Source organism: Nocardia tenerifensis NBRC 101015 (assembly GCF_000308715.1).
GTDB lineage: Bacteria > Actinomycetota > Actinomycetes > Mycobacteriales > Mycobacteriaceae > Nocardia > Nocardia tenerifensis.
Genome location: NZ_BAGH01000570.1, coordinates 1 through 17,367, shown reverse-complemented (window position 1 = coordinate 17,367; position 17,367 = coordinate 1). Strand labels below are relative to the sequence as shown.

The 17,367-nt window shown below is 70.9% G+C and carries 7 protein-coding genes and 2 pseudogenes; 6 read left to right on the top strand and 3 right to left on the bottom strand.

Annotated elements, in window-relative coordinates; translation table 11 throughout:
* Window positions 1-352 (top strand): annotated as a pseudogene (locus ON39_RS37460) (alpha/beta hydrolase); the annotation flags it as partial.
* A 41-nt stretch (window positions 353-393) separates the two neighbouring features.
* Here the strand turns inward: ON39_RS37460 and ON39_RS37455 are convergent.
* Complete coding sequence (locus ON39_RS37455) at window positions 394-651, bottom strand: hypothetical protein (protein WP_040741258.1); 258 nt, start codon at window positions 649-651, stop codon at window positions 394-396.
* A 10-nt stretch (window positions 652-661) separates the two neighbouring features.
* Entirely contained in the window at window positions 662-1,948 is a 1,287-nt protein-coding gene (locus ON39_RS37450; RefSeq protein WP_246002806.1) for a S8/S53 family peptidase, read from the bottom strand.
* 491 nt (window positions 1,949-2,439) lie between these two features.
* On the opposite strand from ON39_RS37450, the gene ON39_RS37445 reads away from it, so the two are divergent.
* Entirely contained in the window at window positions 2,440-2,901 is a 462-nt protein-coding gene (locus ON39_RS37445; protein WP_146251062.1) for a hypothetical protein, read from the top strand.
* 76 nt (window positions 2,902-2,977) lie between these two features.
* On the opposite strand, the gene gnd is transcribed toward ON39_RS37445, so the two are convergent.
* Window positions 2,978-4,432, bottom strand: coding sequence for an NADP-dependent phosphogluconate dehydrogenase (gene gnd, locus ON39_RS37440; RefSeq protein ID WP_040741257.1), 1,455 nt, complete (start codon window positions 4,430-4,432; stop codon window positions 2,978-2,980).
* A 271-nt stretch (window positions 4,433-4,703) separates the two neighbouring features.
* On the opposite strand from gnd, the gene ON39_RS37435 reads away from it, so the two are divergent.
* The 4 genes and pseudogenes from ON39_RS37435 to ON39_RS50945 form a co-directional block, all read left to right on the top strand.
* Complete coding sequence (locus ON39_RS37435; protein ID WP_040741259.1) at window positions 4,704-5,657, top strand: purine-nucleoside phosphorylase; 954 nt, start codon at window positions 4,704-4,706, stop codon at window positions 5,655-5,657.
* A gap of 159 nt (window positions 5,658-5,816) precedes the next feature.
* Window positions 5,817-6,683 carry a siderophore-interacting protein gene (locus ON39_RS37430; protein ID WP_040741256.1) on the top strand — a complete coding sequence of 289 codons (867 nt, stop codon included), beginning with the start codon at window positions 5,817-5,819 and terminating at the stop codon, window positions 6,681-6,683.
* 183 nt (window positions 6,684-6,866) lie between these two features.
* Window positions 6,867-11,342 (top strand): annotated as a pseudogene (locus tag ON39_RS50950) (amino acid adenylation domain-containing protein); the annotation flags it as partial.
* 17 nt (window positions 11,343-11,359) lie between these two features.
* A partial coding sequence (locus ON39_RS50945) for a non-ribosomal peptide synthetase (RefSeq protein ID WP_373283768.1) occupies window positions 11,360-17,367 on the top strand: 6,008 nt, incomplete at its 3' end.

Sequence of the window (17,367 nt, the reverse complement as noted above, 5' to 3'; positions counted from 1 at the left end):
CCGGACAAGTTTCGACCCGCGGGTGGTCGCGGCCGACGAGGCGACCAAGGAGACCTTCTCGCTCACCGAGTACCCGGACGGGCTGACCTCCACGCTGCCCGGCATGTCCAGCGCCATCACGGCGCCGACCCTGGTGGTCAACGGCGGCAAGGACATCCTGTCCTGCGGGCCGGACTTCGCCATCTGCGCCGACAACGCGACGCTGCAGGCCGCGGAGGCGCCGTACTTCACGCCCGCCGCGAAGCTGCGGACCTTCGTGCTGCCCGGCAGCGGACACTCGGTGAATCTCGCACCCAACACCGCCGAATACCGGGCCGCCGTCATCGATTGGGCGGACTCGATAGTTCGATAGCTGCGGGCGCGGCGGCATCGAGGGTTCGACGAAAGCGCTTCTCACGCACGGGGTCTCGGATCGCGCACCGATCCGTTCCCCGGCCCGATGCGCGGGTCGGCGAAGACCTGGACGCCGGACCCGTCGGTGCCCATGCGTGCCGCGGCCGCATCGGTCACCCGTAGCGCGTACAGACCCTGTTCTGGATCCACTGCGACCAGGCCGTAGGCGGTGTCGACGTCGTCGGCGGTGAGATGCAACTCCCGCAGGGCGGCGTCCAAGGTCGCCTCTCTCGGGAGACGAATGGTGAGAAGCGGCATTCCCCCTACGTTACGCGCGGGCAGCCGGTCGTTTCAGCTCCGCGAGGATCGCCGCGGCGTCGGCGACACCGTATCCGTAGTCGTAATTGTAGCCGCCGGCCTGGGCAATCGCGGTGCGCTGCAAGAGCGTTCGCAGCTGCGCGGGCGGCAGCTCGGTGGCCGACCACTCCGTGCGAATCGCCGTCAACAGCCCCGCCGCGACCGGGCACGCCGCGGAGGTGCCGGTGTCCGGTTCGGTGGGTCCGAACGCGGTCGACCCGAGGAAATGGGTGTAGGCGCAGATATCCGGCTTGCGCTCGGTCAGCCGGCCCGGCCCCTGGGACGAGTAGCCCACCCGCTGTCCGGCGATGTCGACGCCGGCGACGGACAGGACACTCGGGTGCGAGTTCGCCCCGCCGATCGGCTTGTCCGTGTAGGCGCAGCGACCGTCCGGGCACTGGCGTCCGCAATTGCCCGCGGCGAACACGATATCGGCCCCCGCCGCTTCCAGCGAGCCGACGATGATATTGAACGGGTGGGACGGATTATCCGAGTAGTTCCCCGGATTCCCGACGGGGAAATCCCAGTCCGGCGAGAACGAACCCCAGCTGTTGCTGATCACCAGGGCGCGCGACGCGGCGGGCTGATCGGTGAGCACCGTGCGCAGATGGGCGTAGGCGGCGAGGGCGTCGGAGAGCAGGCCCTCCATCACGGTGCCGCCCTGCTGTTTGCTCTGCAGCACCGGAAGGTCGAGCAGCGTGGCGCGCGGCGCGGCGATGAGCGCGTCGAACGCGCACATCGAGCCGTGGTCCACCGGGAACTCGCCCGGCGTGCCGCTCACCCCCGGCGGGTTCCAGCTGCGCGCCGCGTCGATGGTCACCGGGGCGCCGCGCGCCTGCTCCACCTGCGCGGCGTTGATGCCGGTGTCGACGATGGCCAGCGCCACCGACGCGCCGTCCAGCCCGGCGGCCGCCAAATCCTCTTGGTGCAGCAGGGTTTCGACGTCGTGCCAGGTGCCGACCGCGGGTGTGTCGCCACACGTGAGGTTGGTCTGGATGGCCGGGTCCGCGAAAATTCCGGTGACGTCCCGCGTCGCGGAAATTCGCGACACGCTGTCGGCGATGCCGTCGTCGTCGACCTCGCCGCGCACGAGCACCGACGCGTGCTGCGGTGCCAGTGAATAACGTATCCGGTCTCTAATGGTCGCCCCCGGAACGGTTTTCGGCACCGCGACGGGTTCGAAGTCGGGATCCAATTCGAGACCGGGCAGTTTCCCGGCAACATCGGCGGAGGCCACCGGAACGTCACGATCGGCCACTGCGGTAATCAGATCGACGGGCGGGCGAAGCTGAATAAGTACGCGCATATCTGACATGATGCCGCGCCGGATCGCAGAATTCGCGCCTGGCGTGCAAAATGCGGCTGTCTCGATGCCGAAGAGCGACCGGAATTTCCGCAAGCTGCCAGCAATTTTCGTGAAAATCGTGTCGCGGATCACAGTGTGCCAGGTCGGACCGGTCGGTCGATCGCCGAAACGGGCGCACCGGACAATGGCGGCCCTCCGGCGTGTGAAGCGTCCGCAGGCAATGAATCCGCGCAGGTCGGACGGTGAAAACTCAGTGCCGCAATGGAATTGACGTCTTGCTACTCGAGATCCCTTTCGCTAGAGCGCCTTTCGCTCTGTGAAACATTGCCAATCCAGATTGTCGAGAGTTAGGCTCGTCCTGGTTGCCGACGTCGCCGACCACAGTTCGCCGGCCCGGCAACCACGTTCATCCAGTACATTTCGATGCTCGAGGGGATGGTTCGATGAAAACAGGTACCCGCTCCGGCTTTGTGCGGATCGCCGCGATCGCCTGCCTCGCGGTAACCGCCGCGGGCGCGCCCGCCGCCTTCGCCGCGCCGAATGATCCGTCGGCCAAGCTGTGCACGATGAGTTACCCGGTCCCGGAGGAACCGTTCACGAAGCCGGCCGCCACCGATGTGTTCGCGATTTCCAGCAACGGCGTCATCGACTTCACCGTGCACACCGACGCGGGCTCGGATAACGCTTACGACCAGAAATTTACCGTTACCTGGGCGAATATCGATACCGGCAAGAGCGGTGTCGCGGACACCTCCGCCCGGGTGCAGGGCCCCGACAACACGTTCACCGTCACCGGGGTGGCGACCAAGCCGGGCCGAATCGCCTTGCACCTGGGCGTTTTCAACCACGGCGAAGGCCAGCTCTACACCAACGGCGAGTGCGACGTGGAGTACCAGGCCGGCTGACCCGAGTCCACATTCGATCCCGAAAACGCCGAGCGCCCGGCCGATGCACGGTCGGGCGCTCGCTCGTCGGCGTGGGTCAGTCGGCCGAGATCTCGGAGCGGTCGCCGCTCCACAGGGTGTGGTACTTGCCCGGCATATCGATGCGCTCGTAGGTGTGCGCGCCGAAGTAGTCGCGCTGGGCCTGGGTCAGCGCGGCGGGCAGGCGCTCGGCGCGCAGGCCGTCGTAGTAGGCGAGCGAGGACGCGAACGCGGGGACGGGGATGCCGAGCTGGACGGCGGTGGCGACGACGCGACGCCAGCTGTCGATGGCGTTCTCGATGGCCTCTTGGAAGAACGGATCCAGGATCAGGCTCGGCAGCTGCGCGTTGGTGTCGTAGGCGTCCTTGATGCGGTTGAGGAAGCGGGCGCGGATGATGCAGCCGCCGCGCCAGATGGTGGCGAGGTCGCCGGGGCGCAGGTTCCAGTCGTATTCGGTGCTGGCGGCGGCGATCTGGTCGAAGCCCTGGGCGTAGGCGACCACCTTGGACGCGTACAGCGCGCGCTCGATGTCCTTGGTGAACTGCTCGGCGTCGGCCGGCTTGTCGGCGAGCCGGCCCGAGGCGAGGCCGACGGCCGCGCGGCGCTGGCCCCGCGACCCGGACAGCGCGCGGGCGAACACGGCCTCGGCGATGCCCGTCACCGGAACGCCGAGGTCCAGGGCCGCCTTCACGGTCCAGCGGCCGGTGCCCTTCTGCTCGGCCGCGTCGAGGATGACGTCGACCAGCGGCTTGCCGGTCTTGGCGTCGACCTGGTTGAGCACCTCGGCGGTGATCTCGACGAGGTAGCTCTCCAACTCGCCCTGGTTCCAGCCGGTGAACACGTCGGCGATCTGCTCGGCGTCGAAGCCGAGGGCGTCGCGCAGCAGGTGGTAGGCCTCGCCGATGAGCTGCATGTCGGCGTACTCGATGCCGTTGTGCACCATCTTCACGAAGTGGCCGGAGCCGTCCGGGCCGATGTGCGTGCAGCAGGGCGTGCCGTCGACCTGCGCGGCGATCGACTCGAGCAGCGGGCCGAGCACCTCGTAGGACTCCTTGGGTCCGCCGGGCATGATGGCCGGGCCGTTGAGCGCGCCCTCCTCGCCGCCGGAGATGCCCGCGCCGACGAAGTGCAGGCCGCGCTCGCGCAGCGACTTCTCCCGGCGGATGGTGTCGGTGAACAGCGCGTTGCCGCCGTCGATGATGATGTCGCCCTCGTCCATCGCGGCCGCGAGCTCCTCGATCACCGCGTCGGTGGGCTCGCCCGCCTTGACCATGATCAGCACCCGGCGCGGGCGCTGCAGCGCGCCGACGAACTCCTCGATCGTCTCGGTGCGCACGAAATCGCCCTCGTCGCCGTGCGCCGCGAGCAGCGCGTCGGTCTTGGCGATGCTGCGATTGTGCAGCGCGACGGTGTGTCCGTGCCTGGCGAAGTTGCGCGCGATATTGCTGCCCATCACGGCGAGGCCGGTGACCCCGATGTGGGCGCGGGCGTTCGAATCCGCCGATGACGTCATGCTGAAGGGCCTTTCACTCGGCGCGGACCTCGCCGCGCTCCACCGACTTCTCGACTACCGAGCGCGCAGCTGATCGCCCGGGCAAGCGGGCCCACCGAAGTCGCGGTCAGCGACGGCCCGGTGGTTCGCTTGTGCCGCAAGAGAACCTGCCGTCCAACCTACATGGGTGGTGTTCCGGGTCCGCCGGGTCGGTCCAGGTTCGCGCGGCGAGCCGTATGCGCAGGTCACGGTCTCGGCGAGGCGGGCGAAGGGCGTGACATACGATCAGTCGGTGCCTCTACGTCGCTGGTTGGTCGCGTTGACGGTGTTCACGATGGTCGTCATGGCCGCGGGCTGTGGCGGCGGGGGAGACTCGAGCGCAGGCCCGGTCAAGGTCGGGGTCCTGGTCATCACGATGTTCGATCCGGAGGCCGAGCCGTGGCTGCGGCGCGAGTCGCTGCCGATCACCGTCGAGGTGCCCACCGCGTACAAGCCGGTGCACTGCAATGCCGAGGGCCTGTGCGTCGCCGAGACCGGCCAGGGCAAGTCCAACGCGGCGGCCACCATGATGGCCGTGCTCGACAGCCCGAAGCTGGATTTCACCGGCGCGCACTTTCTCACGGTGGGCACCGCGGGCGCGCCGCCGGACCAGGTCACCCTCGGCTCCGCCACCTGGGCGCGCTGGGTGGTCGACTTCGACCTCGGCAACCACCTGGTCCCGGCCGAGGCGCCGAGCCTGCCCTACGGCTACCGCCCGGTCGAGGACTACAACACCGCCGCCTACCGCCTCAACGACCAGCTGATCGAGACCGCCTTCGGCCTGACCGAGCACGCCCCGCTGGCCGACAGCCCCGAGGCCGCGGCCGAGCGGGCCCTGTTCCCCGGCCAGGCGGGCCGGACGCCCTCGGTTGCCAAGTGCGACACCGTGACCGGCGACGACTGGTTCTCCGGCAAGGAACTCTCCGACACCGCGCGCCACATCATGGGCGTCCGCACGAAGGGCCAGGGTTCCTACTGCACCACGCAGATGGAGGACAACGCCACCGCCGCGGTCCTCGACCGGCACGGGTACCTCGACCGCTATCTGTCGCTGCGGACCGTGAGCAACTTCGATCAGCCCTATCCGGGACAGAGCGTGCTCGACCATCTCGAGCAGCAGTCCGCGGGCTTCCGTCTGTCCATCGACAACGGCTACACGCTCGGCCGCCTCGTGGTCGATCACTTCCTGAAGAATCCCGCGCGCTGAGGGTCGCCCGCGTGACGCCGGCGGCAATCCGTCGGCTGTGAGGTCTGGCCAGCCGTCTTGTCTCCAAAATTAAGTTAGGCTAACCTCAGGTTTGCGCTGCGCGGCGCGCTTTCGACCTGGTTGGTCGAATTTCCAAGGAACGCAAGGGATGTCACGCACATGACGAAGATCGGCGCGGCCGTGAACCGAGCCGCCTATCGCGAACGGATCGCCGAGGTGCTCGGCGCGGACGCGGGCGGGGTGAAGGTGCCGTACCCGGTCGGGCTGCGTGCGGCGACCGTGCGCGACGCGCGGATGATCGGCGCCGGGCTGCTTCGATTGACCTTCGCCGGTCCCGAGCTGGACGGTTTCGTGACTCACGCGCCCACCGAACACGTCCGGCTGATCTTCCCCGACGCCGACGGCACGCTGCGCCTGCCCGAGCAGGTCGACCACTCCCTGAAATGGCCGCGCCCCCTGCCGATTTCGCGTGAGTACACGGTGCGCCGCTACGACCCGGTCGCTCAGGAACTCGACATCGACTTCGCGGTGCACCCCGGCGGGTACGCCGCCGAGTGGGCCGTCGCCGCGACGCCGGGGACCAGCGTGCACATCGCGGGGCCGCCCGGCGGACTCATCGTGCCGTTCACCTACGACCGCTACCTGCTGGCCGGGGACATCACCGCGCTGCCCGCGATCGCCCGCTGGCTCGAGGAGCTGCCGCCGGACGCGGCCGGGTGGGCGTTCATCGAGGTGGTGGACGCCACCGAGGAGATCGACCTGGTCGCGCCCGCCGGCGTCGAGGTGCGGTGGCTGCACCGCGGCGCCGCCGCGCCGGGCACCTCGGACCTGCTCGAGCGCGCCGTGCGCGCGGTGCCGATCCCCGAAGGCGAACGCGTGTACGCCTTCATCGCCGCCGAGGCGGGCGTCGTGCGGCCGCTGCGGCGCTGGGTGCGCGAGGTGCTGCGGGCCGAACCCGGCGACGCCGACGTGACTGCCTACTGGAAGCGCGGCCAAGCCGACTTCGACGAAGACGAGGACGACTAGCGACGCAGGCGAATTCGGCACGACGCGCCTGCCACCGAGGCAACTCGGCGGCAGGCGTTCGAATGTAGGTGGCTCGAGATTGAGGAATGGGTTGTGACGGTTATTCCGGTGGATGGGCACGCAGAATTGGCGCTGACCGGAGCCCAACTCGGCATCTGGAACGCGCAGCGTCTCGAACCCGACATGCTCGGCTACCTGGTCGGCGAGGTGCTCGAGATCTCCGGCGCCGAACCCATCGACCTCGCGGCGCTGGAGACGGCGATTCGGCGCACCATCGCCGAGACCGACACCATGCGACTGCGTTTCGCCGACGGCCCCGACGGGCCCCGGCAGTGGATCACCGACGCCGAGCCCGAGTTGCGCGGCACCGTCGACCTGCGCGCCGAGCCCGACCCGACCGCCGCCGCGCACCGGATAGTGGCCGAGGAACGGCACCGGGCCGCCGAGTACTGCCGCGCGATGGTCGACCGTCAGCTCTTCTCCTACACGCTGCTGCGGCTGTCCGACACCGAGGTGTGGTGCGTCCAGCTGTACCACCACCTGATCATCGACGGTTACAGCACCGCCCTCGTCTCGCGCCGGGTCGCCGCGCACTACACCGCGTTGGTGCGCGGTAAGACTGTCGCGCCGGTCAAGTGGGGAACGATCCCCACTCTGGTCGCCGAGGAGGCGGCGTACCTGGCGGGCCCGGACTTCGAGCGGGACCGGGAGTACTGGCGAGACCTGTTGACGCCGTTGCCCGCTCTGGACGGACGAACCAGCCCGTCCGACGGCCCGGCCGAGCGGACGAACGAGGCGCGCGCCGTGCTCGACGCCGAGTTCATGAAGCGGGTCGGCGCGATCGCCGAGGCTTCGGGCACCACCTGGGCCGACGTACTCGTCGGCTGCTACGCCGGATTCATCTACCGGCTCATCGGCGACCCCGACGTGGTGATCGCCCTGCCGGTGATGGCTCGCGTCGGCCGCACCGCCCTGACGACGCCGTCCATGGCGGTCAATGTGCTGCCGCTGCGGCTGCCCGTGTCCAGCCACGATCGGCTCCCGGAGCTGAGCAAGCGGGTCGCCGACGCGCTGCGCGGGGTGCGCGCGCATCAGCGTTACCGCGGCGAGAACCTGGCCCGCGAGTTCACCGGTGCGCTGCTGCACGGCATCGGGATCAACCTGAAGGCGTTCGACGTCGCCCTCGACTTCGCCGGAGCCGTCGGCACGTTGCGCAATGTGGCGGGTGGTCCGCCGGAGGATCTCGGGCTCACCGTTACGCCGTTGTCCGGCGGGCGAATTCAGCTCGGGTTCGAGGTCGACGCCCGCTCGGTCGGCGAGGACGTGGTGCGGCGGCGGATGGCCGCGCTGGTCCGGATGCTCACCGAGCTGACCGACGGGACGGACCGGCCGATCGGCCGGGTCACGCCGTACGCGCCCGAGGAGGCCGCGCGCGTGCTGGCCGCGCGGGCGAGCGGCCCGCTGGCCGGTGTGCCGGAGGAGCTGTGCGCCGCGCTCGACCGGCTCGTCGTCGAGCAGCCGGACCACGTCGCACTCGTCTGTGGCACAACACGACTCACCACCGCCGAGCTCGGCCGCCGCGTGCATCGGCTGGCTCGGTACCTGCGCGGCAAGGGCGTCGGCCCGGACGACATCGTCGGTATCGCGTTGCCCCGCACCGCCGAACTCGTGGTCGCGATGCTCGCCGTCCAGCACGCGGGCGGGGCGCACCTGGTGCTCGATCCGGAGCACCCGGCCGAGCGGCTGCGCGACATCGTCGACGACGCGCGCCCGGTACAGGTGCTCACCGATGCCGCCCTGGCCGAGGTGCTGGCCGGGGGTTCGCGCCCCACGCCTATTCGGCTGCTGGACCACGAGATTCAAGAGCTGATCGGCCAGCAGGCGGACGGTCCGCTGACCGAGGCGGAGCTGGCCGCGCCGCGCGACCCCGAACATCTGGCCTACGTGATCTACACCTCCGGCTCCACCGGACGGCCCAAGGGCGTGCTCGTTCGCTGCGGCGGCGCGGCGCATCTGCTGCACCACCACCGGTCGACCATCTACGCCGACGCCGCGGCGGGCGGTCGGCTGCACACGGCGCACACCGCGTCCTTCTCCTTCGACGACTCCTTCGACCAGCTGCTGTGGCTGCTGTGCGGGCACCGGATGCACCTCTACGACACCGAGGTGCTCCGCGACGCCGCCGCCCAGGTGGCGGCGTTCGCCGCCGACCGGATCGACGTGGTCGCCACCACGCCGTCGATGGCCTCGGCCTTGATCGACCACGGCCTGCTCGCGGCGGAACACCGCCTGCGACTGCTGCTGCTCGGCGGCGAGGCGGCCCCGCCGGCCCTGTGGGAGTCCATCGTGCGCTCGGGGGTGTCGTCGCGAAACATCTACGGCCCCACCGAGGTGACCGTCGACGCGATCAGCGCGCCCGTCACGGGCGCGGACCCCTACATCGGGATCCCGTTGGCGGGCACCGGGACCTATCTGCTGGACAACGCGTTGCAGCCGGTACCGGACGGCGAGATCGGCGAGTTGTACCTGGCCGGACCGCAATTGGCGCGCGGCTACCTCGGGCGGCAGGCGCTGACCGCCGAGCGGTTCGTCGCCGATCCCTTCGGCGGGCCGGGCGATCAGATGTACCGCACCGGCGACCGCGCCCGCTGGGTGGCGGGGCACGGCTACGAATACCTCGGGCGCGGCGACAATCAGGTGAAGTTGCGCGGGTTCCGTTTGGAGCTGGGCGAGGTGGAGGCGATCCTCGGCGCGCTGCCCGGGGTCGCCGCCGCGGCCGCGATGATCCGGGATACCTCCGGCCACGCACAACTGGTCGGGTACCTGGTGCCCGCGTCCGGGCAGCGGATCGCGGACGCGAGCGAACTCCGCCGCACGATGGCGCAGTCCGTGCCGGATCACCTGGTTCCCTCGGCGCTCGTGGTGCTCGACCGGTTGCCGGTCACGATCAGCGGAAAGCTCGACCGCGCGGCGCTGCCCGCTCCGCCGCCGACGGTCTCGACCGGCCGTGCGCCGCGCACCGAGCAGGAACGGGCGCTGTGCGGCGTGGTCGCCGAGGCCCTCGGCCGGCCGCCGGTGAGCGTCGACGACGACTTCTTCGGCCTCGGCGGCGACAGCATCACCGCGATCAGCGTCAGCAGCCGGCTGCGCGCGCACGGGCTGCTGGTGCCGCCGAAAGCGCTACTCGCGCAACGCGATCTGGGTTCGATCGCCGCGTCCGCCGAACGCATCGACGGCGGGTCGGTCGTGGTCGCGGCCGACGAGGCGACCGGCGCGGTGCCCCTGCCGCCGATCGTGCGTGCGCTGCTCGACGCCAACCCGACCCGGCAGGCGGTCGACGGGTACGCGCAGTGGACCGCGCTCAGCCTGCATGAACCGCTCGCGTTCGACGATCTCGTCGCCGGGGTGCAGACGATGCTCGATCACCACGATGCCCTGCGCTCGGTGCTCGAAACGAGCGGGCTGGAACCGACATTGACGATCGGCGCGCCCGGTTCGGTCCGCGCGGCAGATCTCGTCGTCGAGACGTCGTCGCGGGAGCAAGACGAAATCGCCTCGCTGGCCGAGGAACTCGCCGAACAGCTGGACCCGGCCCGCGGTCACTGCCTGCGCGTCGCGCTGGTGCGTACCGCGCGGGACGAGCCGGATCGGCTGATCGTGGTGGCCAATCACCTCGTGATGGACGGGATTTCGTGGCGCGTGCTGCTTCCGCAGCTGCACGCGGCGTGCACGGCCGTGGCCGAGGGGCGAGCGGTCGATCCCGCGCCCAAGGGCAGTTCGTGGCGGCGCTACGCCACCCTGCTGGCCGAGGCCGGTGCGGCGGGGACGCGCGAATCGGAGTTCGACCACTGGCAGGCGGCGCTCGGCGCGGACCCGGTGGCCCCGCTCGGTGCGCGCGCCCTCGACCCGAGCCGCGATCTCGCCGGGACCGCCGTGCGCACCAACACTTTCGCCTCGCCGGCGGTCACCGACGCGGTGCTCAGCACCCTGCCCGCGGCCTATCGCGCGCGGCCCGACGAGGTGCTGCTCGCCGCGCTGATCCTCGCGGTGAATTCGTGGCGGCACAGCCGGGGCGAGGCCCTCGAGGCGGGCCGCCCGGTCACCGTCGAGGGGCACGGCCGGGACCCGCTGACCGCCGACACCGACTTCGCGGGCACGGTCGGCTGGTTCACCAGCGAATATCCCATCTGGGCTCCGGCTACCGGAATCGACACCGAGACAGAGCTTTCCGAGGCGCTCGCCGGTGGCGCCGCCGCCGGGCGGCTGCTGCGGGCGGTGAAGGAGGCCAAGCGCGCGGTCCCCGACGGCGGCGTCGGCTACGGCGTGCTCAGGTACCTGGACCCGCGGACCGCACCGGTGCTCGCGGGCAAGGCGGCCCCGGAACTGCTGCTCAACTACCTCGGCCGTTTCGCGGCCTCGCCGGGCACCGGATGGCGTCTGCCGGAACAGGACCCGTTCTCGGTGTTCGAGCCGAAGGCGAAGGCGTTGTCGGACGTGCTGGCGCTCAACGCCTTCGTCCACGAGCAGGGCGCGCCGAGCCTCGCGGTGGAGTGGACGGCGGCCGGCGCGGTGCTGGGCGCGAGCGAAGTCGCCGAGCTGCAACAGCATTGGGCACTGGCCCTCGAGGCGCTGGCCGCGCACGCGGTGCTCTTCGACGGCGGTCTGACCCCCGCCGATTGCCCGGAGGTCCCCGCCACGCAGGAGGCGATCGACGAGCTCGAGGCGGTGCACGGGCCGCTCGCCGCGCTGCTGCCGCTCTCGCCGCTTCAGGAAGGCTGCTGTTCCACGCGATCCGGGACGGCGCCGCCGACGCCTACACCCTCACCGCGCGCATCGACCTGACCGGTCCGCTCGATGCGCGGCGGCTGGAGCGGGCCTTCGACGGTGTCGTGGCCCGGCACCCCAATCTCGGTGCCGCCTTCGACTATTCGGCCTTGGATCAGCCGGTGCAGGCCATTCCCCGGACGATCGCGGTGCCGTGGCGGCACGTGGATCTGTCCGCGCTGCCCGTGCGCGCCGCGGTCGCGGCGGCCGAGCGGCTGGAAGCCGAGGCAGCCCAGCATCATTTCGTGGTCGATCGCTCGCCGATGCTGCGCGGCTTGCTGATTCGGCTGCCCGGCGACAACCACCGGCTGGTGCTCAACGCGCACCACCTGCTGACCGACGGGTGGTCGACGCCGATCATCCTGCGCGAACTGCTGGCCCTCTACCACGACGACCACTCCGCGCTGGCCACGCCGGCCCACTACCGCGACTACCTCGCGTGGATGGCGGGCCGGGACCGCGACGAGATGCGCGAAGCCTGGGCCACCCGCCTCGCCGGACTCGCCGCGCCGAGCACTGTGGGCACGGAATCGACCGGCGCGCGCGACGTTCGGCAGCACACGGTGCCGTTGTCGCAGACCTGCGGCGTAGAACTCGCCGCGCTCGGGCGGCGGCGCGGGCTGACGGTGAACACCCTGGTGCAGGGCGCGTGGGCGCTCGTGCTCGCGGAACTCACCGGCCGCGCGGACGTGGTGTTCGGCGCGACGGTGTCCGGCCGCCCCGCCGAGCTGCCCGGCGTCGAGGGCATGGTCGGCCTGTTCACCAACACCATTCCGGTCCGCTGTCGCCTCACGCCGGAGCGACCGCTGCTCGACCAGCTCGCCGAACTGCAGGAAACACAGTTCGCCATGCAGGAATTCGAGCAGGCGAGCCTCGCCGAGGTAGAGCGCGCCGCCGGGCTCGGGCAGCTCTTCGACACCTTGGTCGTGTTCGAGAACTTCCCGAACTCCGAACCGCGGCAGCCGGACTCGCACGAGCTGCGCATCACCGGGTTCTACAACCACGGCCTCACCCACTACCCGCTCACCCTGCTGGCGCCGCCCGGCGACCGGCTGGAACTGGTGCTGTACCACGATCGCGCCGCCGTCGCGGACCAGACGGCCGACCGGATCGTCGAACGGCTGGCGCGGATCCTGCCGACGCTGATCGACGCCGAGGACACCGCGGCCGGTGCGCTGGTCGACCTGTCGAGATCGGCGGAGCCGGTCCGCACCGCGCCGGTGCGCGAGAAGCCGGCGCTTCCCCGGGTGCCCGGGAGCGCCGCGAACACCGATGTGCTGGAAGCGATTCGAGAGTGCTCGGCGAGCGTGCTCGAGGTCGAGTCGGTCGGCGCCGACGACGACTTCTTCGCGCTCGGCGGGCATTCGCTGACCGCCATGCGGTTGGTCGGCCAGTTGCGCCGGGTCGGTATCCGGGTGGCCATCACCGACGTCTTCGACGCGCCGACACCGAGCGAACTGGCGGTGCGCGCGCAGCTCGATCCGCACCGGTTCGGGATTCGGCACGCCGCGGACGATTCGCCCGCTGGCACAACGACCTCCGAGTCACTCGGAACAGATGTCGGCGTGCTGCCGAGTGGCGGTCCGGCCGCGCTGCTGTCCCCGGCGCAGGAACGTCTGTGGTTCTTGCGCCAGCTGGAAGGCCCGTCCACCGCCTACGACGTCGCGCAGGTCGTGCGGGTGCGCGGTCGCCTCGACGGCGATGCGCTCGCCGCGGCGTGGGGTGACGTGCTGACCAGGCATTCCGCGCTGCGCACCGGCTATCCGCCGGACGCGCTCGGAGCAGCGACCGCCCGGCTGCTCGACGCCGAGCAGGCAGTGCTCGACGTGCGCGCGGTGTCTCGGGCAGGCGTGGACGCCGCGATCACCGCGTGCCTGGCCGTCCCGGCGGACATCACCGCCGAGGCCCCCGCGCGGGCGACGCTGCTCGTGGTGGCGCCCGACGAGCATGTCCTGATCGTGGTCGTGCACGCCATCGCCTTCGACGCGGCCTCGCTGCGCCCGTTGTTCGGCGATCTCGGCACCGCCTACCGGGCACGACTGAGCGGTGAAGCACCGCAATGGGATTCGGCTCCCTCGGACTATCTCCGCTACGCGGCGCGGGAACGCCGTCGCGAGGACGAGTCCGCCTACGCCGACCAGCTGTCCTACTGGCAGGAGCGACTCGAAGGTCTGCCCGCCGAGGTGGACCTGCCGCTCGATCATTCGCGTCCGGTCGAATCCGCGCATCGCGGGTACGTCGTGGCCAGGCCGCTCACCGACGAATTACGCACGGCGATCACCGAACTGTGCGCCGGGCAAAGCGTCGACCCGGCGGTGGTACTGCTGACCGCCGTCGCCGTGACCTGGTCGTCTTTCGGCGCGGGCCGTGATATTCCGTTGGGCGCCACCGCTTCGCATCGAGACAGCGTGCTCGGCGACGGCGATCCGTCCGAATTCGCCGACACCATCGGCAATTTCGTCAACACCGTCGTGGTCCGCTGCGATCTGTCCGGACGACCGACCTTCACTGACCTGCTGCACCGCGTGCGCGCCGCCGCACTGGAAGCCCACGCACATCGGGACGTGCCGTTCGAACGGGTGGTGGACGCGGTATCCCCGCCCCGTTCGCGGGCCAAGCATCCGCTCACCCAGACATTGGTCGCCTACGAATCCGCACCGAACCCGCCGAGCCTCGACGGACTCACCGTCGAGCCCCTCGCATCCGACACCGGCACAACGCTCTTCGACGTGGCGGTGCGACTCGTCGATGCGGTGGAGCGCCGGTCGCCGATGCTCGAGCTGACGGTCGACGCCGACCTGTTCGACCCCGCGACCGCCGATGCGCTGCTCGACGGACTGCTCGCCATGCTCGACCGGATCGTGCGCGATCCGGCCGCCGGCGTCTTCGATACCGCTCTCGCCCAATCGGATCCGAGTCGTGACCCGGCTCGGCGCGCGCTGACCCCACCGGGTGTCGCCGCGCGCTTCGCCGAACAGGTACGCGAGTTCCCCGACACCGTCGCGGTGATCAGCGACGGCCGGCCGATGACGTACGCGCAACTCGACGCACGGGTCGACGAGCTGGCCGCTCGGCTGCTCGCCGCCGGTGCGGGCCGGGAGCATCTGGTCGGGGTCGCGCTCGCACGCACGACGGACCTGGTCGCCGGGCTGCTCGCCGTGCTGCGGGTCGGCGCCGCCTACCTGCCGCTCGATGTGGACTACCCGGCCGAGCGTCTTGCCTACATGCTCGCGGACGCCGGCCCCGCCTGCGTGCTGACCAGCTCCGACCTCGCGGACCGGATACCTGCGGACCGCTCGGCCCTGGTCTGCACCGATGACGAAACCCCTGTGGACACTTCGGCGATTCCGCAGCCGCGGCCCGTGGGCGCACACCTGGCGTACGTCATCTACACCTCCGGATCGACCGGTAAACCCAAGGGCGTGCTGATCTCCACCGCGAACCTGGCCACGTTCGCCGAGACGGTCGGCAGCGGCTGGATCGGGCGCGGGGACCGCGTCGTCGCCTTGACGACGGTCTCCTTCGACATCGCGGGGCTGGAGCTGTTGCTGCCGCTGACCGTGGGCGCGACGGTGGTGCTCGCCGACCGGGCGACCGTGCGCGACCCGGACGCGTTGCACACGTTGATCGTCGACAGCGCCGCGACGGTGGTGCAGGCCACGCCCGCGCTGTGGCGGGTGCTGGTCGAGCACGAGGACGCCGCCCGGCTCGGCGGCGTCCGCGCACTGATCGGCGGTGAGGCTCTGCCCGCCGACCTGGCGGCGGCGATGGTCGCGCGCTGCCACTCGGTGCGCAACGTCTACGGCCCCACCGAGGTGACGGTCTGGGCCACGGCCAGTGACCTGGCGGCGGGTGACCCGGTCACCATCGGCGCGCCGTGGGCCGACGTCCATACCCGCGTGCTCGACGAGCATCTGCGGCCCGTGCCGGACGGCGTCGCGGGTGAGCTGTATATCGGTGGGCCCCAGGTGGGTCGCGGATACCTCGGCAAGCCGGCGCTGACCGCGGCCCGATTCGTCCCCGACCCCGAGTTCGCGGGGGAGCGGTTGTACCGCACCGGTGATCTGGTCCGGCTTCGGCACGGCCGCTTGGAGTACCTGCGGCGCATCGACGACCAGGTGAAGGTCCGCGGCTTCCGGATCGAGCTCGGCGAGGTCGAGGCCGCGCTGCGGGCGAGCGACGGGGTGGCCCGCGCGGCCGCCGCGGTGCGGGCCGATCGTGCGGGCACCGGCCGACTGTTCGGTTATGTGGTCGCGCGGCCGGGCGTGCGGCTCGACCCGGCCTCGGTGCGCGCCGACGTCGCGGCGACCCTGCCCGAATACATGGTGCCGCAGGCGATCACGGTGCTCGACGCGTTACCGCTGACCCTCACCGGCAAGGTGGACCGCTCCGCGCTGCCGGAGCCCGCGCGGGCAGCCGCGCGACGGGTGCCGCGCACCGCGGCCGAACGCACCCTCTGTGCCGTGGCCGCAGCGGTGCTCGGTATTCCGGAGCCGGGCCCGGACGACGCGTTCTTCGCCCTGGGCGGCGACGACCTCGGATCGGTGCGCTTGGCGACCGTCGCCCGCCGGTACGGGCTGGCGTTCAGCGTCGCGGAGGTCTTCGAACACCCGACCCTCGGCGAATTGGCCGCGGCCGCAACGCCGGTGGCGATCGAGACGCCGGTGGCGACGGAGCTCGTCGCGGTGGACGACGAGCAGCGCCGGCGACTGGACACGCTGTGCCAGGGCTGGCAGGAGGTGCTGCCGCTCGGACCGCTGCAGGAGGGCATGTACTTCCAGTCGGTCGTGGACAGCGCCAGCGGATCCGACGCCTACCACATGCAGGTCGGCTTCCTCTTCTCGGCCGAAAAGCCGCCGCGCACAGCGGATTTGCGTGCCGCCCTGGACGCCATGCTGCGCAGGCACTCGAATCTGCGCGCAGGCTTCACGCACGTCGGCTTTGCCGCGCCGGTGCAGTTCGTCCCGGGTAAGTGGGCAACCCCGTGCCGCGACATCGATCTCACCGCGACCCCCTCGGCGGACGTCGAGGCGACGGTGCGGGCGCTGGCGGTCGAGGAATACGGTGCTCCGTTCGACTTCGCCGCGCCGCCGCTGATCCGGCTCCTGCTGGCCCGCCTGCCCGACGGCACGACGCGCGCGATCTTCACGCTGCATCACCTGCTGATCGACGGCTGGTCCATGTCGGTGATGTTCAGCGAGCTGTTCATGCTCTACGAACAGGCCGCGAGCGGCGTCGCCGACCGGCTGGACGCGGCGCTCCCGCCCGCCGCCGACTTCCGCGACCAGCTGCGCTGGCTGGCCGGGCTCGATCAGGACGCGGCCGAAAAAGCTTGGCGCGCATACCTCGCCGAGCTGAATCAGCCCACGCTGCTCGGCTCCGGCGCGGGGACGCGGTCGGTGCTGCCGGAGCGCAGCTCGATCGAGCTCACGCCGGACACCTCCGCCGCGCTGCGCGCGCTGGCCGGGCACGGCCGGGTCACCCTGTCGACCGTGGTGTCCGCGGCCTGGGGTCTCGCGCTACGGGCGAGCACCGGCCTGGACGACGTGGTCTTCGGCTCGACCGTGTCGGGTCGCTCTCCGGAGGTCCCCGGCTGGGAACGCATCATCGGGCTGGTGCTCAACACCGTTCCGGTCCGGCTTCGGGTCCGGCCCGGTGAGTCGCTGCTCGACCTGCTGCGACGGATGCAGCGGGAGCAGGGCGGCTTGGTCGAGCACCAGCAGCTCGGCCTCGGCCGGATTCAGCGTGCCGCGGGTTATCCGACGCTGTTCGACACCCTGTACGTGTTCCGCAACCTGCCGAGGGCCGCAGGCGTCGAGGAGGTGTTCGCGCGCAACGGAATCCTGTCGCGCGAGGCGCT

Excerpts from the sequence above, each read along its gene's own strand:
- ON39_RS37455 (WP_040741258.1), bottom strand. The coding sequence starts at position 651 with ATGCCGCTTCTCACCATTCGTCTCCCGAGAGAGGCGACCTTGGACGCC.
- ON39_RS37445 (WP_146251062.1), top strand. The coding sequence starts at position 2,440 with ATGAAAACAGGTACCCGCTCCGGCTTTGTGCGGATCGCCGCGATCGCC.
- gnd (WP_040741257.1), bottom strand. The coding sequence starts at position 4,432 with ATGACGTCATCGGCGGATTCGAACGCCCGCGCCCACATCGGGGTCACC.
- ON39_RS37430 (WP_040741256.1), top strand. The coding sequence starts at position 5,817 with ATGACGAAGATCGGCGCGGCCGTGAACCGAGCCGCCTATCGCGAACGG.